Source organism: Mesorhizobium sp. M0491 (assembly GCF_040321265.1).
Taxonomy (GTDB): domain Bacteria; phylum Pseudomonadota; class Alphaproteobacteria; order Rhizobiales; family Rhizobiaceae; genus Mesorhizobium.
On sequence record NZ_JAMYRE010000007.1, the window covers coordinates 225,241 to 244,771 of the forward strand.

Here is a 19,531-nt window from a genome sequence, read left to right on the forward strand (position 1 = left end):
GTCAGGCCATCGGCAGCGCCGGCCAGCGATCGACTATCCCGCCGCCGGAAAACACAGCGATCGACCCGAACTGCTGCAGCACGGCTTCGCTCTGCGTCGGCCTTAGAAACGCGTAGTCGCCGGGTTTTGCGGTCGCGTCGGCGGGCAAGCCCATGAATTGCTGGTTGGAGGACAGGCCGAGCAGCCCGTTCGCCTTCATGCCTTCGGGGAAGACGGGCTCGGCCATCCACTTGCCGCCATAGAGATAGCAGCCCTTGCGCGGGAAGCGGCCGAGCGCCTGCAGCAGGCGGGTGACGGCCGGCGGGCCAGGCAGCATCGGCTCGACCATTTTCAGGATCGGCGTGGCGATGAAGGCCGCCGGCTGGAAGCCGTCGAGTCCTGGCGTATCGAAGTCGCTGGGCAGCACGAAGGCGGAGCCCATCGAGACCTCGTTGGCCATGCCGCCATGATGAAGCAGCGCGGTCTTGCTGCCGCCGATGTTCAGGATACGGCGCTGGTCGGCGCCGAGACAGGCGACGAACGCCGAGGCCTGCGCCGACGCCTTGGCCAATGCCTTTGCCGGTCCGCCGAAAAGGCCGGGAATGAGCGGCGCATGCGCCTCGTAGGCCATGACGCCTTCGCAATGCAGCCGGGCCGGCAACGCGCTCAACGCCTTCGACAAGGCCTCAGGATTGGCGAACCCGCCGCGATGCAGCCCGACATCGATCTCGAAAGCGATGCGCAGGCCGATGCCGAGTTCGCCAGCGAGGGCGCCATATTCCGCCAGTCTCTCCTCGCTGTCGATCAGCCAGCAGACACGCGACCAGTCGACCGCGCCCCTCGAAAGCACAGCCCTTGCCGCATCGACAGGCATCGGCTTGCCATACAGCAGATCGGCATCCGGAAACGCCTTCAGCACCGCCTCGCTGATCGGCGGATGGAAGGTCATGACATGATTGGTGCCGAGCGCCTTGCCGATATGCGCAAGCAGCGGCAGGCAGGCGAGCGATTTGTCGACCAACCGCACAGCAAGGCCGGGGTCGAGCCTGTCTTTCACCAGGGCAATGTTGCTGTCCAGCCGGTCGCGATCGAGCAGCAGGCAGGGCTGGAAGATGCCGGCTTCCTTCAGCGCATCCGACAGGGTGGAAAAATAGGTGCTCATCATTCGATGCCGAACAGGCCGGCCATGTAGGGTGAGACAAAGCGGTTTTGCGGATCGATGTCGCGGCGCACCGCCATGGCGTCGTCCCAGCGCGGGTAGAGCTTTTTCAGCTCCGCGGCCTTGAGGCTGTGCATCTTGCCCCAATGCGGCCTGCCGCCATATCTGCGGAAGATAGGTTCGGCCGCCCGCATGAATGGCAGCGGATCGTTCGCCGCGTCATGGTGGATGGCGATCGAGCAGGTCGGCCTCCTGTAGAATGGCGACAGCCAGAATTCGTCGGGCGCAACGGTGCGCACCTCCATCGGGAAATAGACCTCGGGAAAACGCTTCTCGGTCAGCTCGATGATCTCGGCCAGCGCCTTCGGCCCTTCCTCGAACGGCAAATGATATTCCATCTCGTTGAACTTGGTCTGCCGGTCGCTGGCATAGACGTTGAGCCAGTCCTGCACGTAGTCCTCGGCCGGCAATTTGGCGATGGCGCCCAGGATCAGACGGCCACGCAGCGATGGCAGCCAGGCAAGTGAAGTGCGCAGCCTGCGCAGTGTCCTCAAACCCGACTCGTCCTCTTCCGGCGGCCGTGCGGTGGGTGCGGCGCCGCTGAGATCGCTGGCGATGAACTGCGCGTAGCCGGAAAACGGAATGTAGTAGAATTCGGCCGAGCGATGCGCGGCCATCATCGTCTCGAACTCCCGCAGCATCTCAGTGATCGGCAGCACCCATTTGCGGCGCCGCAGCCGGTAGGTCGCGATGTTGTTCAGCGTCACTTCGGTGAGCACGCCGAAAGCGCCGAGTGCGACGCCGATGGCATGGATCATGTCCTGATCCCCTGCCCGCTTGAAGTCGCGAACCTTGCCAAGCCCGTCGACGATCCGCACTGTCTCCAGCTGCGTGTGATAGGCGCCGAGCGTCGGTCCCGAGCCGTGCGTGGCGGTGCCCAGCGCGCCGCCGATCGCCTGGCGGTCGATATCGCCCATGTTGGGCAGGCCCTGGCCGATGCCTTGCAGGATGCCCATCAGCGCGCCGAGCCGGGTTCCTGCCCGCACCCGCGCCTGATGTTTTTGCGCATCGTGCGAGACCAGCCCTTCCAGCCTCTCCAGGGACAGGATCGTGCCCCGCGATTTCACCAGCGGCGTGAAGGAATGACCGGCGCCGGCGACGCGCACCGGGCCAGGCGCGGTCCGGACGAGATCACCGAGCTCACCGGCATCGCCGGGGCTGGCGATCAGCTTGGGCTCGGCACTTACAAAGCCCGACCAGTTGCTCCAAATGTTTGACATCCCACCTCCCCGCTCAGGCAACCGCACGACGGCGACGTGACACAAGGACGAACAGACCGAGCAGCGCCACGCTGGCCACCGCGCTGGCGGCGGCGAATTCCGGCACCGGCCGGAAATCCTTGCCATCGATGAGCAGCGACGCCGCGATCGGTCCGATCGCCAGGCCGAAAAGCTGGGCCGCCGGCACCAGCAGCACAGCGGTCCGCGTCTCGTCGGCGGTGATCGCCAGACGTATCTGGTAGGGCACGATGAACAGCAGGATAAAGCCCATAGCCAAGGCAGCGACCCAGAACGTCGTCAGGCCAGGGCTACTGGCAAGAACCAGGGAGCTGACAAGCGCGACGACGCCGATCGCCGCGATGGCAAGGCGATAGTCGATGCGTGCTTCGAACGCCGTCGCCGTCATCGCCCCCAGGACCTGTACGGCGAGGCTGGCCGAGACGATCAGGCCGACGGTGCGGGCATCGATGCCATACTGTGCGCCAAGCGGTTCCAGAAAGGCCCAGACCGCGCCGAAGAACATGAAATAGCAGAAGACCGACAGCAGCGCGGTGAGTGAAGGAACCGTCAGCACATTGGCCAAATTCTCCTCCTTGGGCAGGTCGGCATAGTCACCGGGAACAGTGAAGGCGACCGCCAGAGACGCGATGCAGACGACGGCAAGAACGATGAAGCCCCCTGCCGACCCTGCGGCCGGGATTACATAGAGCGCCAGCAACAGGGCGAGCGCGCATTGCGCCAGCGTCTGCATGGTGACGAAATAGCCGCCGATGCGCTCGGCGCGCCGCGAGCGGGCGATCAGTTCGGTGGCGATGGCGACCAGACCGCCCTCGGCGAGCCCGGCCAGGGCGCGGGCCGCAATCAGCGTGCCGGCGCTCGCGGCATAGGCCGTCCACACATTGGCCAGCGCCAGCAGCAGCAGAAGGACGGCACTTTTCCAGCGCATGTGGTGCGCCGAAAGCAGCATCGCCACGACAGCCGAACCGATGGCAATGGCGATCATCTCGGCGGTGGCGACCAGCGCCAGTTCGTCGCCGCTGACATGACCCTCAGTGTAAAGGGCGCCGAGCAACACGGGCTGCAGCCCGAGGATGAGCAGGCCCACCGAACCGATCCACAGGGCCGAGGCAAGCTGCCAGCCGGTCGGATTGCCGACCAGCCAGTCGCCACTGCCTGCATGGCCGGTGTCTGTCGAAGCCAAAGGCGCCTCCCAACGTCCTTGCCGTGCGGCAAAAAAGCTGACAACCTGTCAGTATTTCAGAAACTGATACTTGATCATATTTCTTGTCAACCGGAATTTGAAAACTGTGCGAAAGATCGGTGCATGACCGAATTGAAAAGAATGGCGACCGAGCCGAGGCGCAGGCCCAAGCAGGAACGCAGCCGCGAGCGCATCGACGCGATCCTGTCGACGACCATGCGGCTGATCGGGGAAAAGGGTATCGACGCCGTCACCATGAAGGAGGTCGGCATGCTGGCGGGCGGGCCGATCGCCACCGTCTACCACTATTTTCCCAACAAATCGGCGATCCTGGCGATGCTCTATGAACGGTTTTCAGAGGTCAGCCGGGCACGGCTGACGACGATCATCGCCGAAATCCACGAGGCGAAGGATGTGATCGTGGCCGCTGACCGGCTGCTCGATGATTATCTCAACCGTGTCGCCGGCGATCCGGCCATCCAGGATCTGCAGAACGCCATCCAGGCCGACAAGGCGCTCAAGAACCTCGACATCGCGGAAACCCGGTACCAAGCCAAAATGTTCTGCGACCACGTCATCGCCTTGCTCAAGCCCGAGAGGCGCGAGCAGTTCGAACGCATGGTTCTGCTGATCTTCCAGCTCGCCGGCGGCGTGGTGCGCCTGGCGCTCGCCGAGGGCGAACCGGAAAGCCGCCAGACCATCGAGGATTACCGGTCTATCATTCACACCCAGCTGCGGCTGTTTTTGTAGCCGTGGCGATCGTCAGCAAGCTGCCGCGAATGAGAGGTGTCGGGCATCGCAAGCATCAGAACGCCCGCTATGCGACCTGGCGGACAAGGGCTTCGAAGCCGTCGGCAAGATTGGCATTGCCGGCAGCGAGAAACGCAGAAAGATTGCGGGCGCCACCGGGCGTCTTGTTGGCATCAAGCAGCACCGCCCTGCCCTCATGCATGACGAAATCGAACTTTCCGTAGTCAAAGCCAAGCCGGCGCCTCAACGTGCGAAGCTCGTCGGGAACCGGAACCGGCTCACGTCGGATCGTGTCGTCGCCCTTGACGAGGCTCTGCGGCGAGACATGGCGGGTGCAGCGCTCGCGCTCGCCGCAGAATATCCAGAAGCGGGCTCCAAAGCCGTCCGCCTCCGGCTCGGGAATGAATTTTTCGACGACGAGATCGCTGCGGTCGAAGACCTCCGGCGCAACATCCGAAAGGGATGCATAGACGCGATAACCCTCGATGAGCTCGACGCCGGGAAACGGCTTCGGCTTCCCGGCTCGCAGCGATCGCCGGTTGAGCGCTTGCTCCCGCATCCCGAGATTGTTGAGATTGCTCTTGACGATGACCGGTCCTTGCCAGTCGTCCTCCTTGCCGATCACCGCGCCACTGACGCGTCGCTTGGAGATGTCGGCGGCTCCGATGTTCAGGCAGAAGGGAAAAGCGCGTGCGTATTCGACATATTCGGGGGGCGTCACAGTCGCATCGACGTGCAGCACCGCGATGTCGGCCTCCGGCTTTGCCGACGTTCCGGGGATTATGCGGACGGAATGACCGCGTCGCTTCAGTTCCTCCAGCAAACCGAAAAGCATATAGGAGCTCCGGCGGCGAAACAGCAGGCCACGCCGGCGTTCGAACCTGTCGAACTCATGCGTAATAACCGCGATGCGTGTCATGCGCCCCCCGAGCTTGGCTTCATCAGCGTCCTCCATTATGCCTGCAAATACAATGCCGGCTTGGGGGTGTGGATGACCGACCATTGGAATGCCATTCGAGGGCACTGGCAGTTGCTCGGGCCACCGTTGCGGCCGCCAGCGGAAGCGGTTGAGGCCTATGAGCGTGAGCTCGACCTTTCGAAGGCGCACGTCATTCTGCTCGGCGTGACGCCGGAACTCGCCGGGCTCGGGACGACGATGATGGCCGTCGACGAATCCTCCGACATGATCGCCGGTATCTGGCCAGGCGACACCGCGTTGCGAAAGGCAATCAACGGCGACTGGCTCGACTTGCCGGTGTCGGACGCAAGCATCGATGCGGTGATCGGCGATGGCTGCCTGTCGGCGCTCGGCCTTTCAACCGCGCGCCGGGCGCTGTTTGAGGCGATCGCCGGCGTACTGCGCACCGACGGCCGAGCGGGACTGCGTCTCTTTGCCGGTCCCGAAACACCGGACGATCCGGCGGCGGTGCGGGCGCTTGCACTGTCGGGCGGTGTCTCGACCTTCCACGAACTCAAATGGCGCGTCGCAATGACCGCGACGGGCGATGCGCCCGACCATGCCATTCCGGTCAGGATGATCGCGGAAAGGTTCGATGCACTGTTTCCTGACCGCAAAGAGCTTTCGGCTCGCACGGGCTGGGACCTGCCCACCATCGGCACCATCGATGTCTATCGGAACTCGCCGGCCATCTACACCTTCGCGCCGGCGACTGCATTGGCGAGCGAGGCGGAAGCGTTCTTTGGTGATGTTCGCATCGCTTTGACCGGGAGCTATGGGCTCGCCGAGCGATGCCCGCTGTTGGTGCTGCGGGCGCCAAGACACTGAAGATAGCAGGACGGCGCTCGACCGGGGCAGGCGCAACCCAGGCTTTGTAAAATCGTGCGGCAGCATGAGAAAAATTTCGCTCGCATCGCGGCCTTCGCGCACCTTGACTCTCAAAAGCCGTCAGCCTATTTCAGCGCCACGTTAGCACTCGCCTTTGGTGAGTGCTAACCACATATGTCCGGCGCCGCCGGACGGAGGAACTGTTTCTCACCGTTCTCATCGAGGAAGAAAAAATGGCAAAGTCGAAGTTCCGCCCGCTTCATGACCGCGTGGTCGTTCGCCGGGTCGAATCCGAATCCAAGACCGCTGGCGGGATCATCATCCCCGACACGGCAAAGGAAAAGCCGCAGGAAGGCGAGATCATCGCTGTCGGCTCCGGCGCTCGTGACGAAGCTGGCAAGCTGGTCCCGCTGGACGTCAAGGCCGGCGACCGCATCCTGTTCGGCAAGTGGTCGGGCACCGAAGTCAAGCTCAATGGCGAAGACCTTCTGATCATGAAGGAATCCGACATCATGGGCATCATCGGCTGATATCAGGCCTTTCCCCGTCAACTGAATTCCCGGGCTCGATCAAAGCCCCTGCCAGGAGCTAAAAATGGCTGCCAAAGACGTAAAATTCTCCCGTGATGCCCGCGAGCGCATGCTGCGCGGCGTCAACATCCTCGCCGACGCGGTGAAAGTCACGCTCGGCCCCAAGGGCCGCAACGTCGTCATCGACAAGTCGTTCGGCGCCCCGCGCATCACCAAGGACGGCGTCACCGTCGCCAAGGAAATCGAGCTTGAAGACAAGTTCGAGAACATGGGCGCGCAGATGGTCCGCGAAGTTGCTTCGAAGACCAACGACATCGCCGGCGACGGCACCACGACCGCGACCGTTCTGGCGCAGTCGATCGTCCAGGAAGGCCACAAGGCGGTAGCCGCCGGCATGAACCCGATGGACCTGAAGCGCGGCATCGATCTGGCCGTCGTCGAAGTCGTCGCGGCGCTCGGCAAGGCTGCCAAGAAGATCAAGACCTCCGAGGAAGTTGCCCAGGTCGGCACGATCTCGGCCAATGGCGACGAGTCGGTCGGCAAGATGATCGCGGAAGCGATGCAGAAGGTCGGCAACGAAGGCGTCATCACGGTTGAGGAAGCCAAGACCGCCGAGACCGAACTCGAAGTCGTCGAAGGCATGCAGTTCGACCGCGGCTATCTCTCGCCCTACTTCGTCACCAACGCCGACAAGATGGTTGCCGAGCTCGAGGACGTCTACATCCTCCTGCACGAGAAGAAGCTGTCCAACCTCCAGGCCATGCTGCCGGTTCTCGAAGCCGTCGTGCAGACCTCGAAGCCGCTGCTCATCATCTCGGAAGACGTCGAAGGCGAGGCTCTGGCCACGCTGGTCGTCAACAAGCTGCGTGGCGGCCTGAAGATCGCCGCCGTCAAGGCGCCGGGCTTCGGTGATCGCCGCAAGGCCATGCTGGAAGACATCGCCATCCTCACCGGTGGCCAGGTCATCTCGGAAGACCTCGGCATCAAGCTCGAGAACGTCGGCCTCAACATGCTCGGCCGCGCCAAGAAGGTGTCGATCTCCAAGGAGAACACCACCATCGTCGACGGCGCCGGCAAGAAGGCCGAGATCCAGGGCCGCGTCGCCCAGATCAAGCAGCAGATCGAAGAGACCACTTCGGACTACGACAAGGAGAAGCTGCAGGAACGTCTGGCGAAGCTCGCCGGCGGCGTTGCGGTGATCCGCGTCGGCGGTGCGACGGAAGTCGAAGTCAAGGAAAAGAAGGACCGCGTCGATGACGCCCTCAACGCGACCCGCGCGGCCGTCGAAGAAGGCATCGTTGCTGGTGGTGGCGTAGCCCTGCTGCGCGCTTCGGCCAACATCAAGGCCACCGGCGTCAACGCCGACCAGGCCGCCGGCATCAACATCGTTCGTCGTGCGCTGCAGGCTCCGGCCCGCCAGATCGCGGCCAACGCCGGTGCGGAAGCATCGATCGTTGCCGGCAAGATCCTTGAGAACAAGGGCTTGACCTTCGGCTACAACGCCCAGACCGGCGAATATGGCGACATGATCGCCATGGGTATCGTCGATCCGGTCAAGGTCGTCCGCACCGCTCTCCAGGACGCGGCCTCGGTCGCCGGCCTGCTGGTCACCACCGAAGCCATGATCGCGGAGGCTCCGAAGAAGGAGTCGGCTGGCGGCGGCGGCATGCCTGGCGGCATGGGCGGCGGCATGGGCGGTATGGGCGGTATGGATTTCTAATCCAGCCCTATCAGCCTTCAGATACGGAAAGGGCGGCAGAGATGCCGCCCTTTTTGTTTTGCGCAGCGGTCGTTGTGGCCTCTCAGACGGCGGCATCCGCGCGTTGCTTTACCTCGCCGGCAAGCACCGCGGCTTCGATCAGCGCCGCCACCTCATCGGCCACGGCCTGTACCGGGGCGCGGTCGCGGGTGGCGCGGGCGATCACCATCAGTCCTTCCAGCGACGATTCGACCAGCAGTGCCAATGCATGCGCGCGGCGCTCGGGCACCCCTGCCCTGACGAAGGCGTCCCGCAGCAGGCCTATCCACTGTTCGAAGGCCGAGCGGCACAACTCCGCCAGTTCCGGCACGTCGGTGGGCGAGTCCAGCACAACAGGCGCGACCGGACAGCCGAGCGAAAACTGGTTGTCTTCCAGCATGCGCCCCACCGACTGGTAGATATGATGGACGGCCACCGCCGGATCCTTTTCGGCAGCCAGCGCTTCGCCCAGCCTCTCCGTCACGTCGGCAACGCTAGCGCGCGTCACCTCGATGACCAGTTGGTCCTTGCCGCCGGGAAAATGAAAATAGAGCGAGCCCCGCGGTGCGCCGCTGGCGCTCAATATGTCGTTGAGCGAGGTGCCGTGATAGCCGCGCTGCCTGAGCAGCAGCCCAGTCGTCTCGAGTATGCGGGTGCGGGTGTCGTTGGCCATGTCAACCTCTGTCAGCAGGAATCATTATAGGCCTTGCGCAGAATATGACAATCGGTCTACATAATATGTAGATCAGTCTATATATTCCTGAGGAACGCCATACGAAGGGAGAACGACAATGACAATTCGTGAAGCCTCGGCCAAATGGCAGGGGACGCTGAAGGAAGGTTCGGGACGGTTGCGGCTCGGCAGCGGCGTCTTCGAAGGCGCCTATTCCTTCCCGTCGCGTTTCGAGAACGGTCCGGGCACCAATCCGGAGGAACTGATCGCCGCAGCGCATGCAGGCTGCTTCTCGATGGCGCTGAGCGCCATACTGGGCAACGCCAATCATGTTCCGACAAGCATCAGCACCGTCGCCAAGGTGCATCTCGGCGCAACCGCTGCCGGTCCGACGATCACCCGCATCGAACTCGAAACCGAGGCAGAGGTCGCGGGACTTGCCGAAGATGAATTCGAGCGCCTTGCACAGTCCGCCAAGGCGGGCTGCCTCGTCTCGCGGGCCCTTGCCGGCGTGTCCCAGATCACCCTCAAGGCAACACTCGTCGAAGCCACCAAATCCCAATGAAGCCAGGAGAAAGAAGATGACACAGGAGCTTGTCATGGACGCAGCCGCGTACGACCTGTCCCAGCAGACGGCCGAGATCATGCGGCGCTACAACGACGTATTCCAACGCCATGATCCTTCGGCACTCGCCGAGCTGGTGGCTGAGGATTGCGTGATCGAGAACACCGTGCCAGCGCCGGACGGCGCCCGTTATGCCGGTCAAGCGGCGTGCGTCGGGCTTTGGGCGGCGATAGCAACCCAGGCCGGCACGCGCTTCGATATCGAGGAAACCTTCGTTGCCGGCGACCGGGCAACGATCCGCTGGCGCTATTTCATGACCGACGGCAATTCGCTGCGCGGCGTCAACCTCATGCGCGTGGCCGACGGGCGGATCGTCGAAGCGATGGGCTATGTGAAGGGGTAGCGTGCCCGAGTAGCGCAACAAAGAGGAGCGGATCAGCGAGACTGAACCGCTCCCCGTGGCGCTACCGATCGGCCAGCGCCAGCTTCGCGCCGAGCATGACGAAGGCGCCGGCGAAGGTCCGGCGCATCCAGGTCAACACCATTGGCCGCGAGACGACGTGGCTGCGGATCGAGGCGGCGAAGATGCCGTAGCCGACGAAAACCACGAAGGTCAAAAGCATGAAGACGGAACTCAGTTCCAGCATCTTCGACAGCGCATTGGGCTCGGTGGTGCTGACGAATTGCGGCAGGAAAGCGAAGAAGAAGATCGACAGTTTCGGATTGAGCACGTTGGCGAGGATCCCGGTGGCAATCACCTTGCCGGCCGAGCGCGGCGTCACATCCTGCTCGACGCTGAGGCCGCCATTTTCCTTCAGCGTGTTCCAGGCCATGTAGAGGAGGTAGGCGACGCCGAGATATTTCAGCGTCTCGAAGGCAAGCGCGCTGGTGTGCAGCAGCGCCGCAAGGCCGGTGATGGCGGCGGCCATGTGTGGGATGATGCCGAGCGTGCAGCCGAAGGCGGCGATGACGCTGGCCCGCGCGCCGCGCGAAAGGCCGGCGCTCAGCGTGTAGAGAACGCCGGTGCCGGGCGAAGCCACGACGATCAGCGACGTCAACAGAAATTCGATGCTCACGATGGTTCCTCCGGCACCCGACCCGGCCAGGAACGTATCGGGCTGCGGGTCGGCGCACAAGCGGAGGTGATCGGAGCTTGGCTACACCGGCAATCCGAGCGCTCGGCGTGCCATCAGACACTCCTCGTCGCCGGGCATGCAGGCGCGACAGACGTCTGGCCGGACGTCGTAGATGCCGCAAGCGGTCGACTTGCCGATCTCGCCGGACAGCGCCGAGCAGCGCACGCCCTCGCAGCGCATGCCTGACAGGTCAGATGCGACATATTTTTCCGGGATACGGTCGAGCTGCGCGTCATCCTCGGTGGAAAAGCGCGGCCACTCGGCCGAATAGGAGCAGCAGGCACCGCAGCTTTGGCAATCGAAGGTGCCCTGTTGCGACGACAAAACGCTCGCCACCAGGGCGGACAGCCCTGGCGCGGCGGGGTTGCGATCGGCGTCTTGCGGCAAGGCGCTATTTCTTCTTAGCCGTCTTGCCCTTCGGCGAATCCGCCGGCGACTTGAACAGATCGGTCGCGGCCTCGATGGCGTCGCCGGCCTTCGGCGCGGCAACCGGCTTAGCCGGTTTTGCCGCGGCACCCGAGGCTGCCGGCTGATCCTTGGAGGAGAATTTTATGGCCATGTCAGTCCTCGTCGGCGAAGCGCGATGATGGGGCGCGCGGATTGCGCAGGCGGCCGATCAGCGCCGAAACGGCCGTGATGTTCATTTCCTCGGGCGACCAGTTTTTCACCGCCTCGATGTGATGGGCCGCCAGCTCGCGATGCGTGCTGCCGCTGTAGGCCGCGTCCTGATAAGTCACCCGCTCATGGGTTTTGGCGTCTTCACGGACATATTCGATCAGGTAATTCGGGCATTCGGCGCGGCCGCGCACGCCGACGCGCACCTGGGCATCGCCGTGGGCACGCTTGCAGCGTTCGAGCTTTTCCAGCACACGCCGTACGAATTCGACCGGCTTGTCGAGGCCTTCGACCATATCGGCAATGGTTGCATCGGCGGCGATCGGTGTTGGCGGTACGCGTTTGGTGGCCATCAGCGTCTTCCGGCCCGCTTCGGCAAAGCGGCTAGCGCGGCGGCGGCGGCCATCTCGTCGGCCTCCTTCTCCAGGCGCAATTCGCGCAGCCGCGCGGTCTTGGCTTCGCGTGCCTCGCTGACGGCGTCGCGCTCGGAATTGATGCGGTTGAGCGACATCGACTGGGTTTGCGTCTTGCTGAACAGGGACACGGCCTGATCGACGGTTGTCTTTGAACTGGTGGTCAAATCTTTCTCCTGTCAGGAGCCTGTGCCGATGGAGCGAGACCGGGTCTTCGGTCAGGATCACGCACAAAGCAATACGCGCGGCGAATTCAAATTGCTGGAGCGTCCCTTAGCACGTCCAGGCCGGCGCGCAGCGCACTTTCGGCGGTAAGGCGCGCAAAATGAAAAAGGCCAGGCACCGCCTGACCTTCCATGAGAGCGTCGCGCAACCAGACGACATCCAAAAGGATGCACCGGGGGTGCACGGGAACGCCCTGCTTATGCACATGATATGCCGTGGAAACTCAGGTCTCCGCGGCCATGCGCCCGAATTCGCCACTCACCGGTGCCAGTACATCCGTGGTCACCGGGAGAGCTGAATTCGTTTTTCAGGCCGCCTTCAACTGGTCGGCGGACATCTTGCCCGACTTGTTGTCGCGGACCATCTCGTAGCCGAGCTTCTGGCCCTCGACGATGTCGCGCATGCCGGCGCGCTCTACGGCCGAGATGTGGACAAAAACGTCGGCCGAGCCGTCGTCAGGCTGAATAAAACCAAAACCTTTGGTGGCGTTGAACCATTTAACTGTGCCGGTGCTCATGACGAACCCTTTCCATGGCAAATATTCGTTCGACGCCATGCGGATGCACAACGTCGTTTGTCCCGATTTTTGATGTGGGAAGTTCGTCAAAGGCGCGCTCGAAAGCGCGGATAACAAAAGTCAGTCAAACAAATATCGACGATTTGCTTATAGGCTTCTTTTGGGGCGCTGTCAAATTTGCATAAAGCCACAGCTGCGGAATTCTCCCAAACCACCTGGCCAAAACACCTGACATGACGGCAAATCGGACCCCAAACAGCGCGCTTGCGCCAACTTGAAAAAAGTTTTCCGGCATCCAGGAACCATCTGCGCAGACGCGCATTTATTCGGTGTCATCAGCAGTTCATGAGAGCAATCGAATAACAGTTGATGGCAAAGACGCCCCCCGCACGATAAAAGGTGCGAGGGGCGTTTTCGTTTGGATCCTATTCGTCCGGGCCGGGTTCCGGCCACGTCTCCCTGGCCGCCTCGGCATACCAGTGGCGCATCGCCGGCGTTGCCAGCACGGCATCGACATAGGCGCGCGTATCCTGCGCCAGCGTGCCGCCATAGGTATCGAAACGGGTGACGACAGGCGCATACATGGCATCAGCCACGGTGAAGTGGCCGAACAGGAACGGGCCGCCCTTGCCGTATTTTTCCCGGCACTCGCGCCACAGCGCCTCGATGCGGGCGCGTTGCGCCTCGCCCTCGGCGTCAAGCGGCTTGTGGCCCTTCGGCCGACGCAAATTCATCGGCCAGCCATAGCGAACCTCGCGAAAGCCGGAATGCATCTCGGTCGCGGCCGAACGCGCCAGCGCACGGGCGTCGATATCGGCGGGCCAGAGCTTTTTCTCGGGAAACAGGTCGGCGAGATATTCAAGGATGGCAAGGGTTTCCCAGACGATCTTGCCGTTGTGATTCAGCACCGGCACCTGACCGGTCGGCGACACTTTTGCCAGATTGGCAAAAGTTTCAGGCGTGCGCAGCCGTACGAAACCTTCCTCGAACGGGATCTCCAGATGCCTCATCGCCACCCATGGCCGCAGCGACCATGAGGAGAAACACTTGTTGCCAATATAGAGCGTAAATTCTGCCATTTTTCTCCCCGCACGCACGGCCTCCAAAATCCCATTGCCAACGCGTGTTCACAGCCTAGCCCACCGACCTTGCCCCAGGCGGCGGCCGCGCGACCTGATCTGCCGTCCGGGCGACGCCTGGAACCTAACCGACATCGGCTCGTTAGCTACCGCAATGAATTCCTTCGAATTCAAAATCCCGGGAGATGCGCAAAAATGGTGAACAAGGATCAGGTCGCGGGCGTGGCCAAGCAGGTCAAGGGCTCGGTCAAGGAAGCCGCCGGCAAGGCAACCGGCAACCGGCAGACCCAGGCCGAAGGCACGGCCGACAGGATCGCCGGCAAGGTGCAGAAGGCCTATGGCGACGTCAAGGACAAGGTCAGGAAGGCGCTCTGATCCGCATCGAGGAACGCGTTGTTATCGAGGGAAAGGCGGTCGCGAAGGCCGCCTTTTTCAGGTGCTCCAGCCCTTGCTGAAAGCATTGGTGAACACGACCTCGCCATTATCGCCGATCGCCTCGCCCAGCACCACGTCCATGCCGTTGCTGGTCACCCTGGCCAGGGCGAAACCGCCCATATAGGCAGCCTTCGGCTTGAACAGGTCGATCCCGTCCCTGCGATAGATCAGCGGCGTTTCGTGCTGGTGGCCATGGAAAATGCCGACGACATTGTAGCCCTTGAGCGCCGCCAGCAGCGCCTGCCGGTCGGCCTCGCTCCACCAATGCGGCGCACCGGTGCCGTCATCATCAAAGTGGCTCCTGGCGGCATCCCAGCGTTCCACCGAGAAAGTGTCCCAGCCATAATGCTGGAACAGGACGACCGGGCGGCCGTCCGCCGCATAGGTCGCCAGGTCCTGCTTCAGCCATGGCAGGCTGCTCTCGGCACCGTGGCCGGTATCGCCGGCGAAACGATGCGTCTGGATCAGATGCAGGCCGCCCCAGTCCCAGGAGTAGCAGTCGGTGTCGACATCATAGTCGGTGGCCGGCACTGGCGGCTTGAAGAACACGCCGGCGCGATGGTTGACCTCGACATAGTCGCGCAGTTCGCGCCGGTACCAGTCGACATGGTGCGGCGGCCCGTTCTGGTCGAGATCATGGTTGCCGAGCCCGACATAAACCGGCATGTGCACGCGATCCGGACCGACGCCTTGGCTGTAGCGCTGGCTGAACTGGAGTAGTTGGGTGCCCTCGCTCGGCTGGGTGATCTGGCCGCCGCCATCGTCGGTGATGTCGCCGCCGACGACAAGGCCGAGCGGCGCGCCTATCTTGCCGGCCGAACGCAGGCCGGTGGCGACGCCATTGATCTCGGCCGGCCAGTCCTTGTCGCCAAGCGCATTCAGCACCGCCACGTTGCGCAGCAGCGCGGCGTCGGTCTTGCCTTCTTGCAGGCAGTTGGGGCTCAAGCCGCTCGCCATGCGGCAGGCATGGACATCGGCGATGAACAGGAAGGTGGCGTCGATCGACTGGACGCGTTGCCCGGTCTGGCCTAAGGCCGGCCGCGGCAAGGCGCCGGCCGCGGCAAATCCTGCAGCCTGTACCAGGAAGTTGCGTCGGGAAAGCGGTCCAGTCGAACGGCGATTCATCATCTGCTGATTCAGCATGGACAGCAGCCGGTCGTCCAGCGCCTCTGCGCCATCATCGACATGACGCCACGGGTCTGGCATGTCTCGCTTGCGCAAGCGCATGCCGCCGGTTGCGTCGATGCCAAGTCCGCCAGGAAGGGTTTCGTTCTGGCGAGACCCGGCATCCAGAGCGAATTTCGGCCCGTGGCCGGCGGGATGATGTCGGTTGCCAACACCTACGAATCGCAATCGCCCCAGACCCAATATCTGTTCGCCGGCCTGATCGAGGTGTTTCGCGACAGCGACACCGGCCGCCAGGCGATGATCCCGTTTTCCGATCTGCGCAAGCTGTTCCCGCTGAAGGCGGGGGCAAAGGCCACGATAGAGTTCGTCGAGCTGTCGCTGAACCAGCCGCCGAAGGGCACCAAGACGCTGAGCCTGATCGTCAAGGGCAAGGAAACATTCCGTCTGGGCGATTGCAAATACAATGTCCTGGCGGTCAAGGAGACCTTCAAGAACGGTGCCGGCGAGACGCTGGATTCATTCACCGCGCTCTATGCTCCCGATCTGCAAGCCGCGCTCGCGCGGCGCTACGATGAAGGCACCAGTTCGGAATCCGTCAACGGCTACGAGACGATCAAGCCGCTGGCCGAGTAGGTAAGAGCCCAGGCTTCTTCGCTTCCCCCTCGTGTCAGCCAGAGCGAAGCCGCAAGGTCGAGAGAAGTGGCTGCGTCGCGATCCTGCACACCCCCCTCTGTCCTCCCGGACATCTCCCCCGCAAGGGGGGAGATTGGCTGTCACACCGGCTTTCGCCAATCTCCACCGGTGAAGGTACGAGCGAGCGCCGATGCTGCAGATCTCCCTCCTTGCGGGGGAGATGGCCGGCAGGCCAGAGGGGGGTGCTGTCCCGCCGACATCAAATAATTCTCGGCCGTGGCAGTATCCTGTTGCGTCGCCTGGCAACCAAGCCGCCCTGCGACGGCGCGCTGCGCTCCAACCCTGCCAGGCAATCCCGCAGCACACCGGCATCCTGCGCCGTCTTGGCCATCGACATCGCCCCGGAATAGGCGGCGACCGTCAGCGCGGCGAAGCGTTCGGGGTCCGTGCCCTCGTCCTTGCCCGCCTGCTGGTCGGCACGCACCTTGTCGGCAATCGCCTGCCGCCACCCGCCAAAGATACCGGCAAGGGCAAGGCGGAAATCGGGATCGGCAAGCGACAGTTCGTGCGCCAGATTGTTGAGCGGGCAGCCGCGCACGAACCCCTGCTGCTCCAGTTCCGCCGCCACGGCCTCGAACACCGAGCGCACGCCCTCGCGCACTGACGCCGCCGCCAGCACCGGCGCGATCCATGTCTCTTCGACCGCTGCCGCCACACGCTCGTCGATCACAGCCAGCGCCAGCGCCTTCTTGGTCGGGAAATGGTGATGCAGCGCTCCGCCGCTGACATCAGCCGCCGCCATCAGATCGCCGATGCTGGAGGCGTGATAGCCGCGCGCCTGGAACGCGTCCTCGGCGACATCGAGCACTTTCTTGCGCATGCCTTCAGGGTCGTTGATGCGTTTTCCCGGGCGCGGTTTTGGCTGGACGGTCATCTCTGCTGACATTGCCGAACTTTAGCATGTTGACAAAACAGGACAACCGGTCTGTTTTACAAAACAGGACGATCACCCTGTTTTGGAGAATGTCGGATGAACCTGCCCCAGAACGTCGCGCCGAAACCCACGGCGCTCGCCTCGCCTGTCGTCGAGTTGCGGCAATACACGCTGAAGCCCGGCCGGCGCGACACGCTCATCGGCATCTTCGACGGCAGGCTGATCGAGGGCCAGGAGGACGCCGGCATGAACGTCATCGGCCAGTTCCGGGACCTCGATCGGCCTGACATGTTCGTCTGGATGCGCGGCTTCGACGGCATGGATGCGCGGAAAAATGCTCTCGCCGCTTTTTATGGCGGGCCGGTCTGGGCGGCGCACAGTGATGCGGCCAATGCGACGATGATCGATTCCGACGATGTGCTGCTGCTCAAGCCGGCGTGGCCGGGCGCAGGCTTCGACCTCGCGGGCGCGCAGCGGCCAAGCCTGGCCGATGACGAAAAACCCATTCAAAACAAACCGCTGACCGGCATCGTTGTCATCGCGATTCATCATTTGCAGCCCGGCACAGAGGCTGATTTCGCCACTCGCTTCGAGACTGAGACGGCGTGCCTGATGACGGCCGACGCACGCCTGCTCGCCGCTTTCGTTACGGAGCATGCCGAAAACAGTTTTCCGCGCCTGCCGGTGCGGGCTGATGAAAACGTCTTCATGTCCGTCACCGGCTTCGACAACGCAGAGGCGCATGCCCGCCACAAAGCCGCTCTCGCCGCCTCGCCGACATGGCAGGCCTTTTGGCAGGCCGCGCAAGCTGGTCTGACCAAACCAACGGAGACATTGCGGCTGTCGCCCACATCGCAATCGTTGGTCGGGCGTTAGACTTCAAATGCCTTGACTATGGCCTTCGCGACCAGGGCCGGATCTTCCCAATGCGGGTTGTGGCCACAGGCCTCGGCGCGGACGAGGAGAGCTTCAGGAAGAGCGGACCGCAACGCCTGCTGGTGCGCCGCGCCGAACAGCGGGTCGCAGGCGCCGGCGATGATCAGCGTCCGGGCCTGCACGGCCCGCGCAGCATCGGTCAGGTCGGCGCGGCGGATTTCCTCGAGAATCGCGCGCCAGCGCGGGATCGGCATCGCCGAGGCCTCTTGCGCCAAGCCGGTGAGAAAGGCTGCGGGCACGTCGGGACGACAGGCATGCCACCAGGCATAGAACGGATCGGTCGGCGATATCGGATCTCGCAGGGCCTCGACGCTCACCACCAGCGGATGACCCGGCGCGAAATCGGGCTTCAACGTGCCGGCCAGGACCACCAGCCCGCCGATCAACTCCTTGTGCCCCGCAGCCAAAGCGACAGCCACCATGGCGCCCAGCGAATGGCCGACGACGACCGGTCGGTCGAGTTGTAAACTCTGGATCAGCCCGGCGATATCCTCGGCAAGATCGGCGATGCCGCAGTTCTTGCCAGCCTGCGAGGCGCCGTGGCCGCGCAGATCCGGCATGATCAGACGGCGGCCGGCCAGATATGGCGCCAGAAGCGAAAAACTGCGGCTGGTGTCGGTGAAGCCGTGCACCAACAGAAGTGCCGGCTCGGCGCCCGATATCTCGACATAGGCGATGTCGAGATCGCCGACAGTGACGAATTGCTTGCGGCTGGCCCAGGCGCCCTGCTCCGCCATCACATCCTGCTTCGGCAAGCCATCGAGCGCGGCCGCTCTCACAGGCCGAGCTTTTCCTTGACCGCGGCGAGGCCCGGCTTGCCGTCAAAAGTGGTGACGCCGGCGAGCCAGGCGTCGAGGCGGCTTTTGTTCGCCATGATTGCCTTCAGCGCACCGTCCTCCGGCTTCATGCCGTCATTGATCAGATAGCCCATGCCGACATTCTCGAAATCGATGTCGAAGACGAGATTCCTGAGGAATTGCGCGACGTTCGGGCACTGCTCAAGATAGCCCTTGCGCACCTGCGTCGTTACCGTCGCGGCACCGAAATTCGGGCCGAAGAACTTGTCGCCGCCGGTCAGATATTTGAAGTCGTACATCGTGTTCATCGGATGCGGCGCCCAGCCCTGAAAGACGATGAACTGCTTTTCCTTGATCTCGTAGCCGACCTCCGACAGCATGCCGGCCTCGCTGGACTCGACCACCTGCCAGCCGTCCAGGCCAAAGGCGGGATCGGCGATGGCGTCCATCATCAACTGGTTGGAGCCGGGCTCGATGCCGTACATTTTCTTGCCGAACTTGTCGGCGAATTTGTGCAGGTCGGAAATGTCCTTGACGCCGGCATCCCAAGCGTAAGTCGGGACGGCGAAGGTGTATTTGGCACCTACGAGATTGACGCGCACATTCTCGACAGAGCCGTCCTTCTTGTAGGGCTCGTAATAGGTGACCATGGCCGGATCCCAGTAGCCCAGGAACAGGTCGAGGTCCCTGTTTTTCATGCCCTCGTAGATGACGTTGATGCCGAGCACCTGGCTTTGCGGCTGATAGCCGAGCGCCTCCAACAGGACGTTGGCGACCCCGGTGGTGAAGGCAAGGTCGTTCCAGCCGGGTTCGGCCATGCGGACCGTCTTGCACTGCTCGGCCTCGGCCGCTTGGGCCGCATGAGAGGCCAACATGAGAGCGGCAAGGCAGACGCCATTTGCAAGGATGCGGAACATTTCGGTTCTCCTCATTGTCATCAAATTGACCAATCGGTCTTTTTATTGTCCCATGGGTCAATTGTTGATCTGATCGGACGAAAATGTCAACGTGGATTCGAAATG

25 protein-coding genes are annotated in these 19,531 nt (G+C 63.1%); 9 read left to right on the top strand and 16 right to left on the bottom strand.

The window, feature by feature from the left end; all coding sequences use genetic code 11:
* Position 1: 1 nt before the first annotated feature.
* The 3 genes from NKI69_RS11515 to NKI69_RS11525 are packed head-to-tail and all read right to left on the bottom strand — an operon-like array spanning position 2 to position 3,619.
* Complete coding sequence (locus tag NKI69_RS11515) at positions 2-1,141, bottom strand: DSD1 family PLP-dependent enzyme (RefSeq protein ID WP_023813512.1); 1,140 nt, start codon at positions 1,139-1,141, stop codon at positions 2-4.
* Positions 1,141-2,418 (bottom strand): D-arabinono-1,4-lactone oxidase, encoded by a 1,278-nt coding sequence (locus NKI69_RS11520; protein ID WP_023813511.1) that lies wholly within the window; start codon positions 2,416-2,418, stop codon positions 1,141-1,143. The genes NKI69_RS11515 and NKI69_RS11520 overlap by 1 nt, the downstream gene beginning before the upstream one ends.
* 13 nt (positions 2,419-2,431) lie before the next feature.
* A complete protein-coding gene (locus NKI69_RS11525) occupies positions 2,432-3,619 on the bottom strand; it encodes an MFS transporter (protein WP_023813510.1) in 1,188 nt (395 codons plus the stop codon).
* Positions 3,620-3,742: 123 nt separating this feature from the next.
* Between NKI69_RS11525 and NKI69_RS11530 the strand changes: the two genes are divergently transcribed.
* Positions 3,743-4,369 carry a TetR/AcrR family transcriptional regulator gene (locus NKI69_RS11530; RefSeq protein ID WP_023813509.1) on the top strand — a complete coding sequence of 209 codons (627 nt, stop codon included), beginning with the start codon at positions 3,743-3,745 and terminating at the stop codon, positions 4,367-4,369.
* Between the two features lie 67 nt (positions 4,370-4,436).
* Here the strand turns inward: NKI69_RS11530 and NKI69_RS11535 are convergent, their stop codons facing one another.
* Entirely contained in the window at positions 4,437-5,288 is an 852-nt protein-coding gene (locus NKI69_RS11535; RefSeq protein WP_023813508.1) for an ATP-grasp domain-containing protein, read from the bottom strand.
* A 72-nt stretch (positions 5,289-5,360) separates the two neighbouring features.
* Between NKI69_RS11535 and NKI69_RS11540 the strand changes: the two genes are divergently transcribed.
* From NKI69_RS11540 to groL, 3 genes are all read left to right on the top strand, one after another.
* Positions 5,361-6,155, top strand: a complete 795-nt coding sequence (locus NKI69_RS11540) for a class I SAM-dependent methyltransferase (protein WP_023813507.1) — start codon at positions 5,361-5,363, stop codon at positions 6,153-6,155.
* A gap of 233 nt (positions 6,156-6,388) precedes the next feature.
* Positions 6,389-6,685, top strand: a complete 297-nt coding sequence (groES, locus tag NKI69_RS11545; RefSeq protein ID WP_006203049.1) for a co-chaperone GroES — start codon at positions 6,389-6,391, stop codon at positions 6,683-6,685.
* A 64-nt stretch (positions 6,686-6,749) separates the two neighbouring features.
* Positions 6,750-8,405 carry a chaperonin GroEL gene (gene groL, locus NKI69_RS11550; RefSeq protein WP_352553866.1) on the top strand — a complete coding sequence of 552 codons (1,656 nt, stop codon included), beginning with the start codon at positions 6,750-6,752 and terminating at the stop codon, positions 8,403-8,405.
* Positions 8,406-8,487: 82 nt separating this feature from the next.
* On the opposite strand, the gene NKI69_RS11555 is transcribed toward groL, so the two are convergent.
* On the bottom strand, positions 8,488-9,096 hold the full coding sequence (locus NKI69_RS11555; RefSeq protein ID WP_023814150.1) for a TetR/AcrR family transcriptional regulator: 609 nt from the start codon (positions 9,094-9,096) through the stop codon (positions 8,488-8,490).
* Positions 9,097-9,214: 118 nt separating this feature from the next.
* Here NKI69_RS11555 and NKI69_RS11560 point away from each other — a divergent pair, with 118 nt between their 5' ends.
* Together NKI69_RS11560 and NKI69_RS11565 are read left to right on the top strand one after the other, a co-directional pair.
* Complete coding sequence (locus tag NKI69_RS11560) at positions 9,215-9,661, top strand: OsmC family protein (protein WP_023814149.1); 447 nt, start codon at positions 9,215-9,217, stop codon at positions 9,659-9,661.
* A gap of 16 nt (positions 9,662-9,677) precedes the next feature.
* Positions 9,678-10,064: a nuclear transport factor 2 family protein gene (locus NKI69_RS11565; protein WP_023814148.1), complete on the top strand. Its 387-nt coding sequence runs from the start codon at positions 9,678-9,680 to the stop codon at positions 10,062-10,064.
* A gap of 61 nt (positions 10,065-10,125) precedes the next feature.
* Here the strand turns inward: NKI69_RS11565 and NKI69_RS11570 are convergent, their stop codons facing one another.
* The 7 genes from NKI69_RS11570 to NKI69_RS11600 form a co-directional block, all read right to left on the bottom strand.
* Positions 10,126-10,737 (bottom strand): LysE family translocator, encoded by a 612-nt coding sequence (locus NKI69_RS11570; protein ID WP_031213900.1) that lies wholly within the window; start codon positions 10,735-10,737, stop codon positions 10,126-10,128.
* An 81-nt stretch (positions 10,738-10,818) separates the two neighbouring features.
* Entirely contained in the window at positions 10,819-11,184 is a 366-nt protein-coding gene (locus tag NKI69_RS11575) for a YkgJ family cysteine cluster protein (protein ID WP_023814146.1), read from the bottom strand.
* 4 nt (positions 11,185-11,188) lie between these two features.
* A complete protein-coding gene (locus NKI69_RS11580) occupies positions 11,189-11,356 on the bottom strand; it encodes a hypothetical protein (protein WP_023814145.1) in 168 nt (55 codons plus the stop codon).
* Between the two features lies 1 nt (position 11,357).
* Complete coding sequence (locus NKI69_RS11585) at positions 11,358-11,765, bottom strand: hypothetical protein (protein ID WP_013532398.1); 408 nt, start codon at positions 11,763-11,765, stop codon at positions 11,358-11,360.
* A complete protein-coding gene (locus NKI69_RS11590; RefSeq protein WP_013532399.1) occupies positions 11,765-11,992 on the bottom strand; it encodes a hypothetical protein in 228 nt (75 codons plus the stop codon). Before NKI69_RS11590 ends, NKI69_RS11585 begins: the two co-directional genes overlap by 1 nt.
* A gap of 365 nt (positions 11,993-12,357) precedes the next feature.
* Positions 12,358-12,567: a cold-shock protein gene (locus NKI69_RS11595; RefSeq protein ID WP_010915421.1), complete on the bottom strand. Its 210-nt coding sequence runs from the start codon at positions 12,565-12,567 to the stop codon at positions 12,358-12,360.
* A 425-nt stretch (positions 12,568-12,992) separates the two neighbouring features.
* Complete coding sequence (locus NKI69_RS11600) at positions 12,993-13,646, bottom strand: glutathione S-transferase family protein (protein WP_023814142.1); 654 nt, start codon at positions 13,644-13,646, stop codon at positions 12,993-12,995.
* A 195-nt stretch (positions 13,647-13,841) separates the two neighbouring features.
* On the opposite strand from NKI69_RS11600, the gene NKI69_RS11605 reads away from it, so the two are divergent.
* The gene (locus NKI69_RS11605; protein ID WP_023814141.1) at positions 13,842-14,021 is read left to right on the top strand and encodes a CsbD family protein; all 180 of its coding nucleotides are present in this window, start codon (positions 13,842-13,844) and stop codon (positions 14,019-14,021) included.
* 57 nt (positions 14,022-14,078) lie between these two features.
* On the opposite strand, the gene NKI69_RS11610 is transcribed toward NKI69_RS11605, so the two are convergent.
* A complete protein-coding gene (locus tag NKI69_RS11610; protein WP_031213899.1) occupies positions 14,079-15,209 on the bottom strand; it encodes a metallophosphoesterase in 1,131 nt (376 codons plus the stop codon).
* A 57-nt stretch (positions 15,210-15,266) separates the two neighbouring features.
* On the opposite strand from NKI69_RS11610, the gene NKI69_RS11615 reads away from it, so the two are divergent.
* Complete coding sequence (locus NKI69_RS11615; protein ID WP_031213898.1) at positions 15,267-15,842, top strand: hypothetical protein; 576 nt, start codon at positions 15,267-15,269, stop codon at positions 15,840-15,842.
* Between the two features lie 259 nt (positions 15,843-16,101).
* On the opposite strand, the gene NKI69_RS11620 is transcribed toward NKI69_RS11615, so the two are convergent.
* Positions 16,102-16,776, bottom strand: coding sequence for a TetR/AcrR family transcriptional regulator (locus NKI69_RS11620; protein ID WP_023814138.1), 675 nt, complete (start codon positions 16,774-16,776; stop codon positions 16,102-16,104).
* Positions 16,777-16,932: 156 nt separating this feature from the next.
* Here NKI69_RS11620 and NKI69_RS11625 point away from each other — a divergent pair, with 156 nt between their 5' ends.
* Positions 16,933-17,652, top strand: coding sequence for an NIPSNAP family protein (locus NKI69_RS11625; protein ID WP_245273314.1), 720 nt, complete (start codon positions 16,933-16,935; stop codon positions 17,650-17,652).
* Here the strand turns inward: NKI69_RS11625 and NKI69_RS11630 are convergent.
* Entirely contained in the window at positions 17,649-18,491 is an 843-nt protein-coding gene (locus NKI69_RS11630) for an alpha/beta fold hydrolase (protein ID WP_023814136.1), read from the bottom strand. The two genes, NKI69_RS11625 and NKI69_RS11630, sit on opposite strands and share 4 nt — an antisense overlap.
* Positions 18,488-19,426, bottom strand: a complete 939-nt coding sequence (choX, locus tag NKI69_RS11635; protein WP_023814135.1) for a choline ABC transporter substrate-binding protein — start codon at positions 19,424-19,426, stop codon at positions 18,488-18,490. The genes NKI69_RS11630 and choX overlap by 4 nt, the downstream gene beginning before the upstream one ends.
* Between the last annotated feature and the right edge of the window lie 105 nt (positions 19,427-19,531).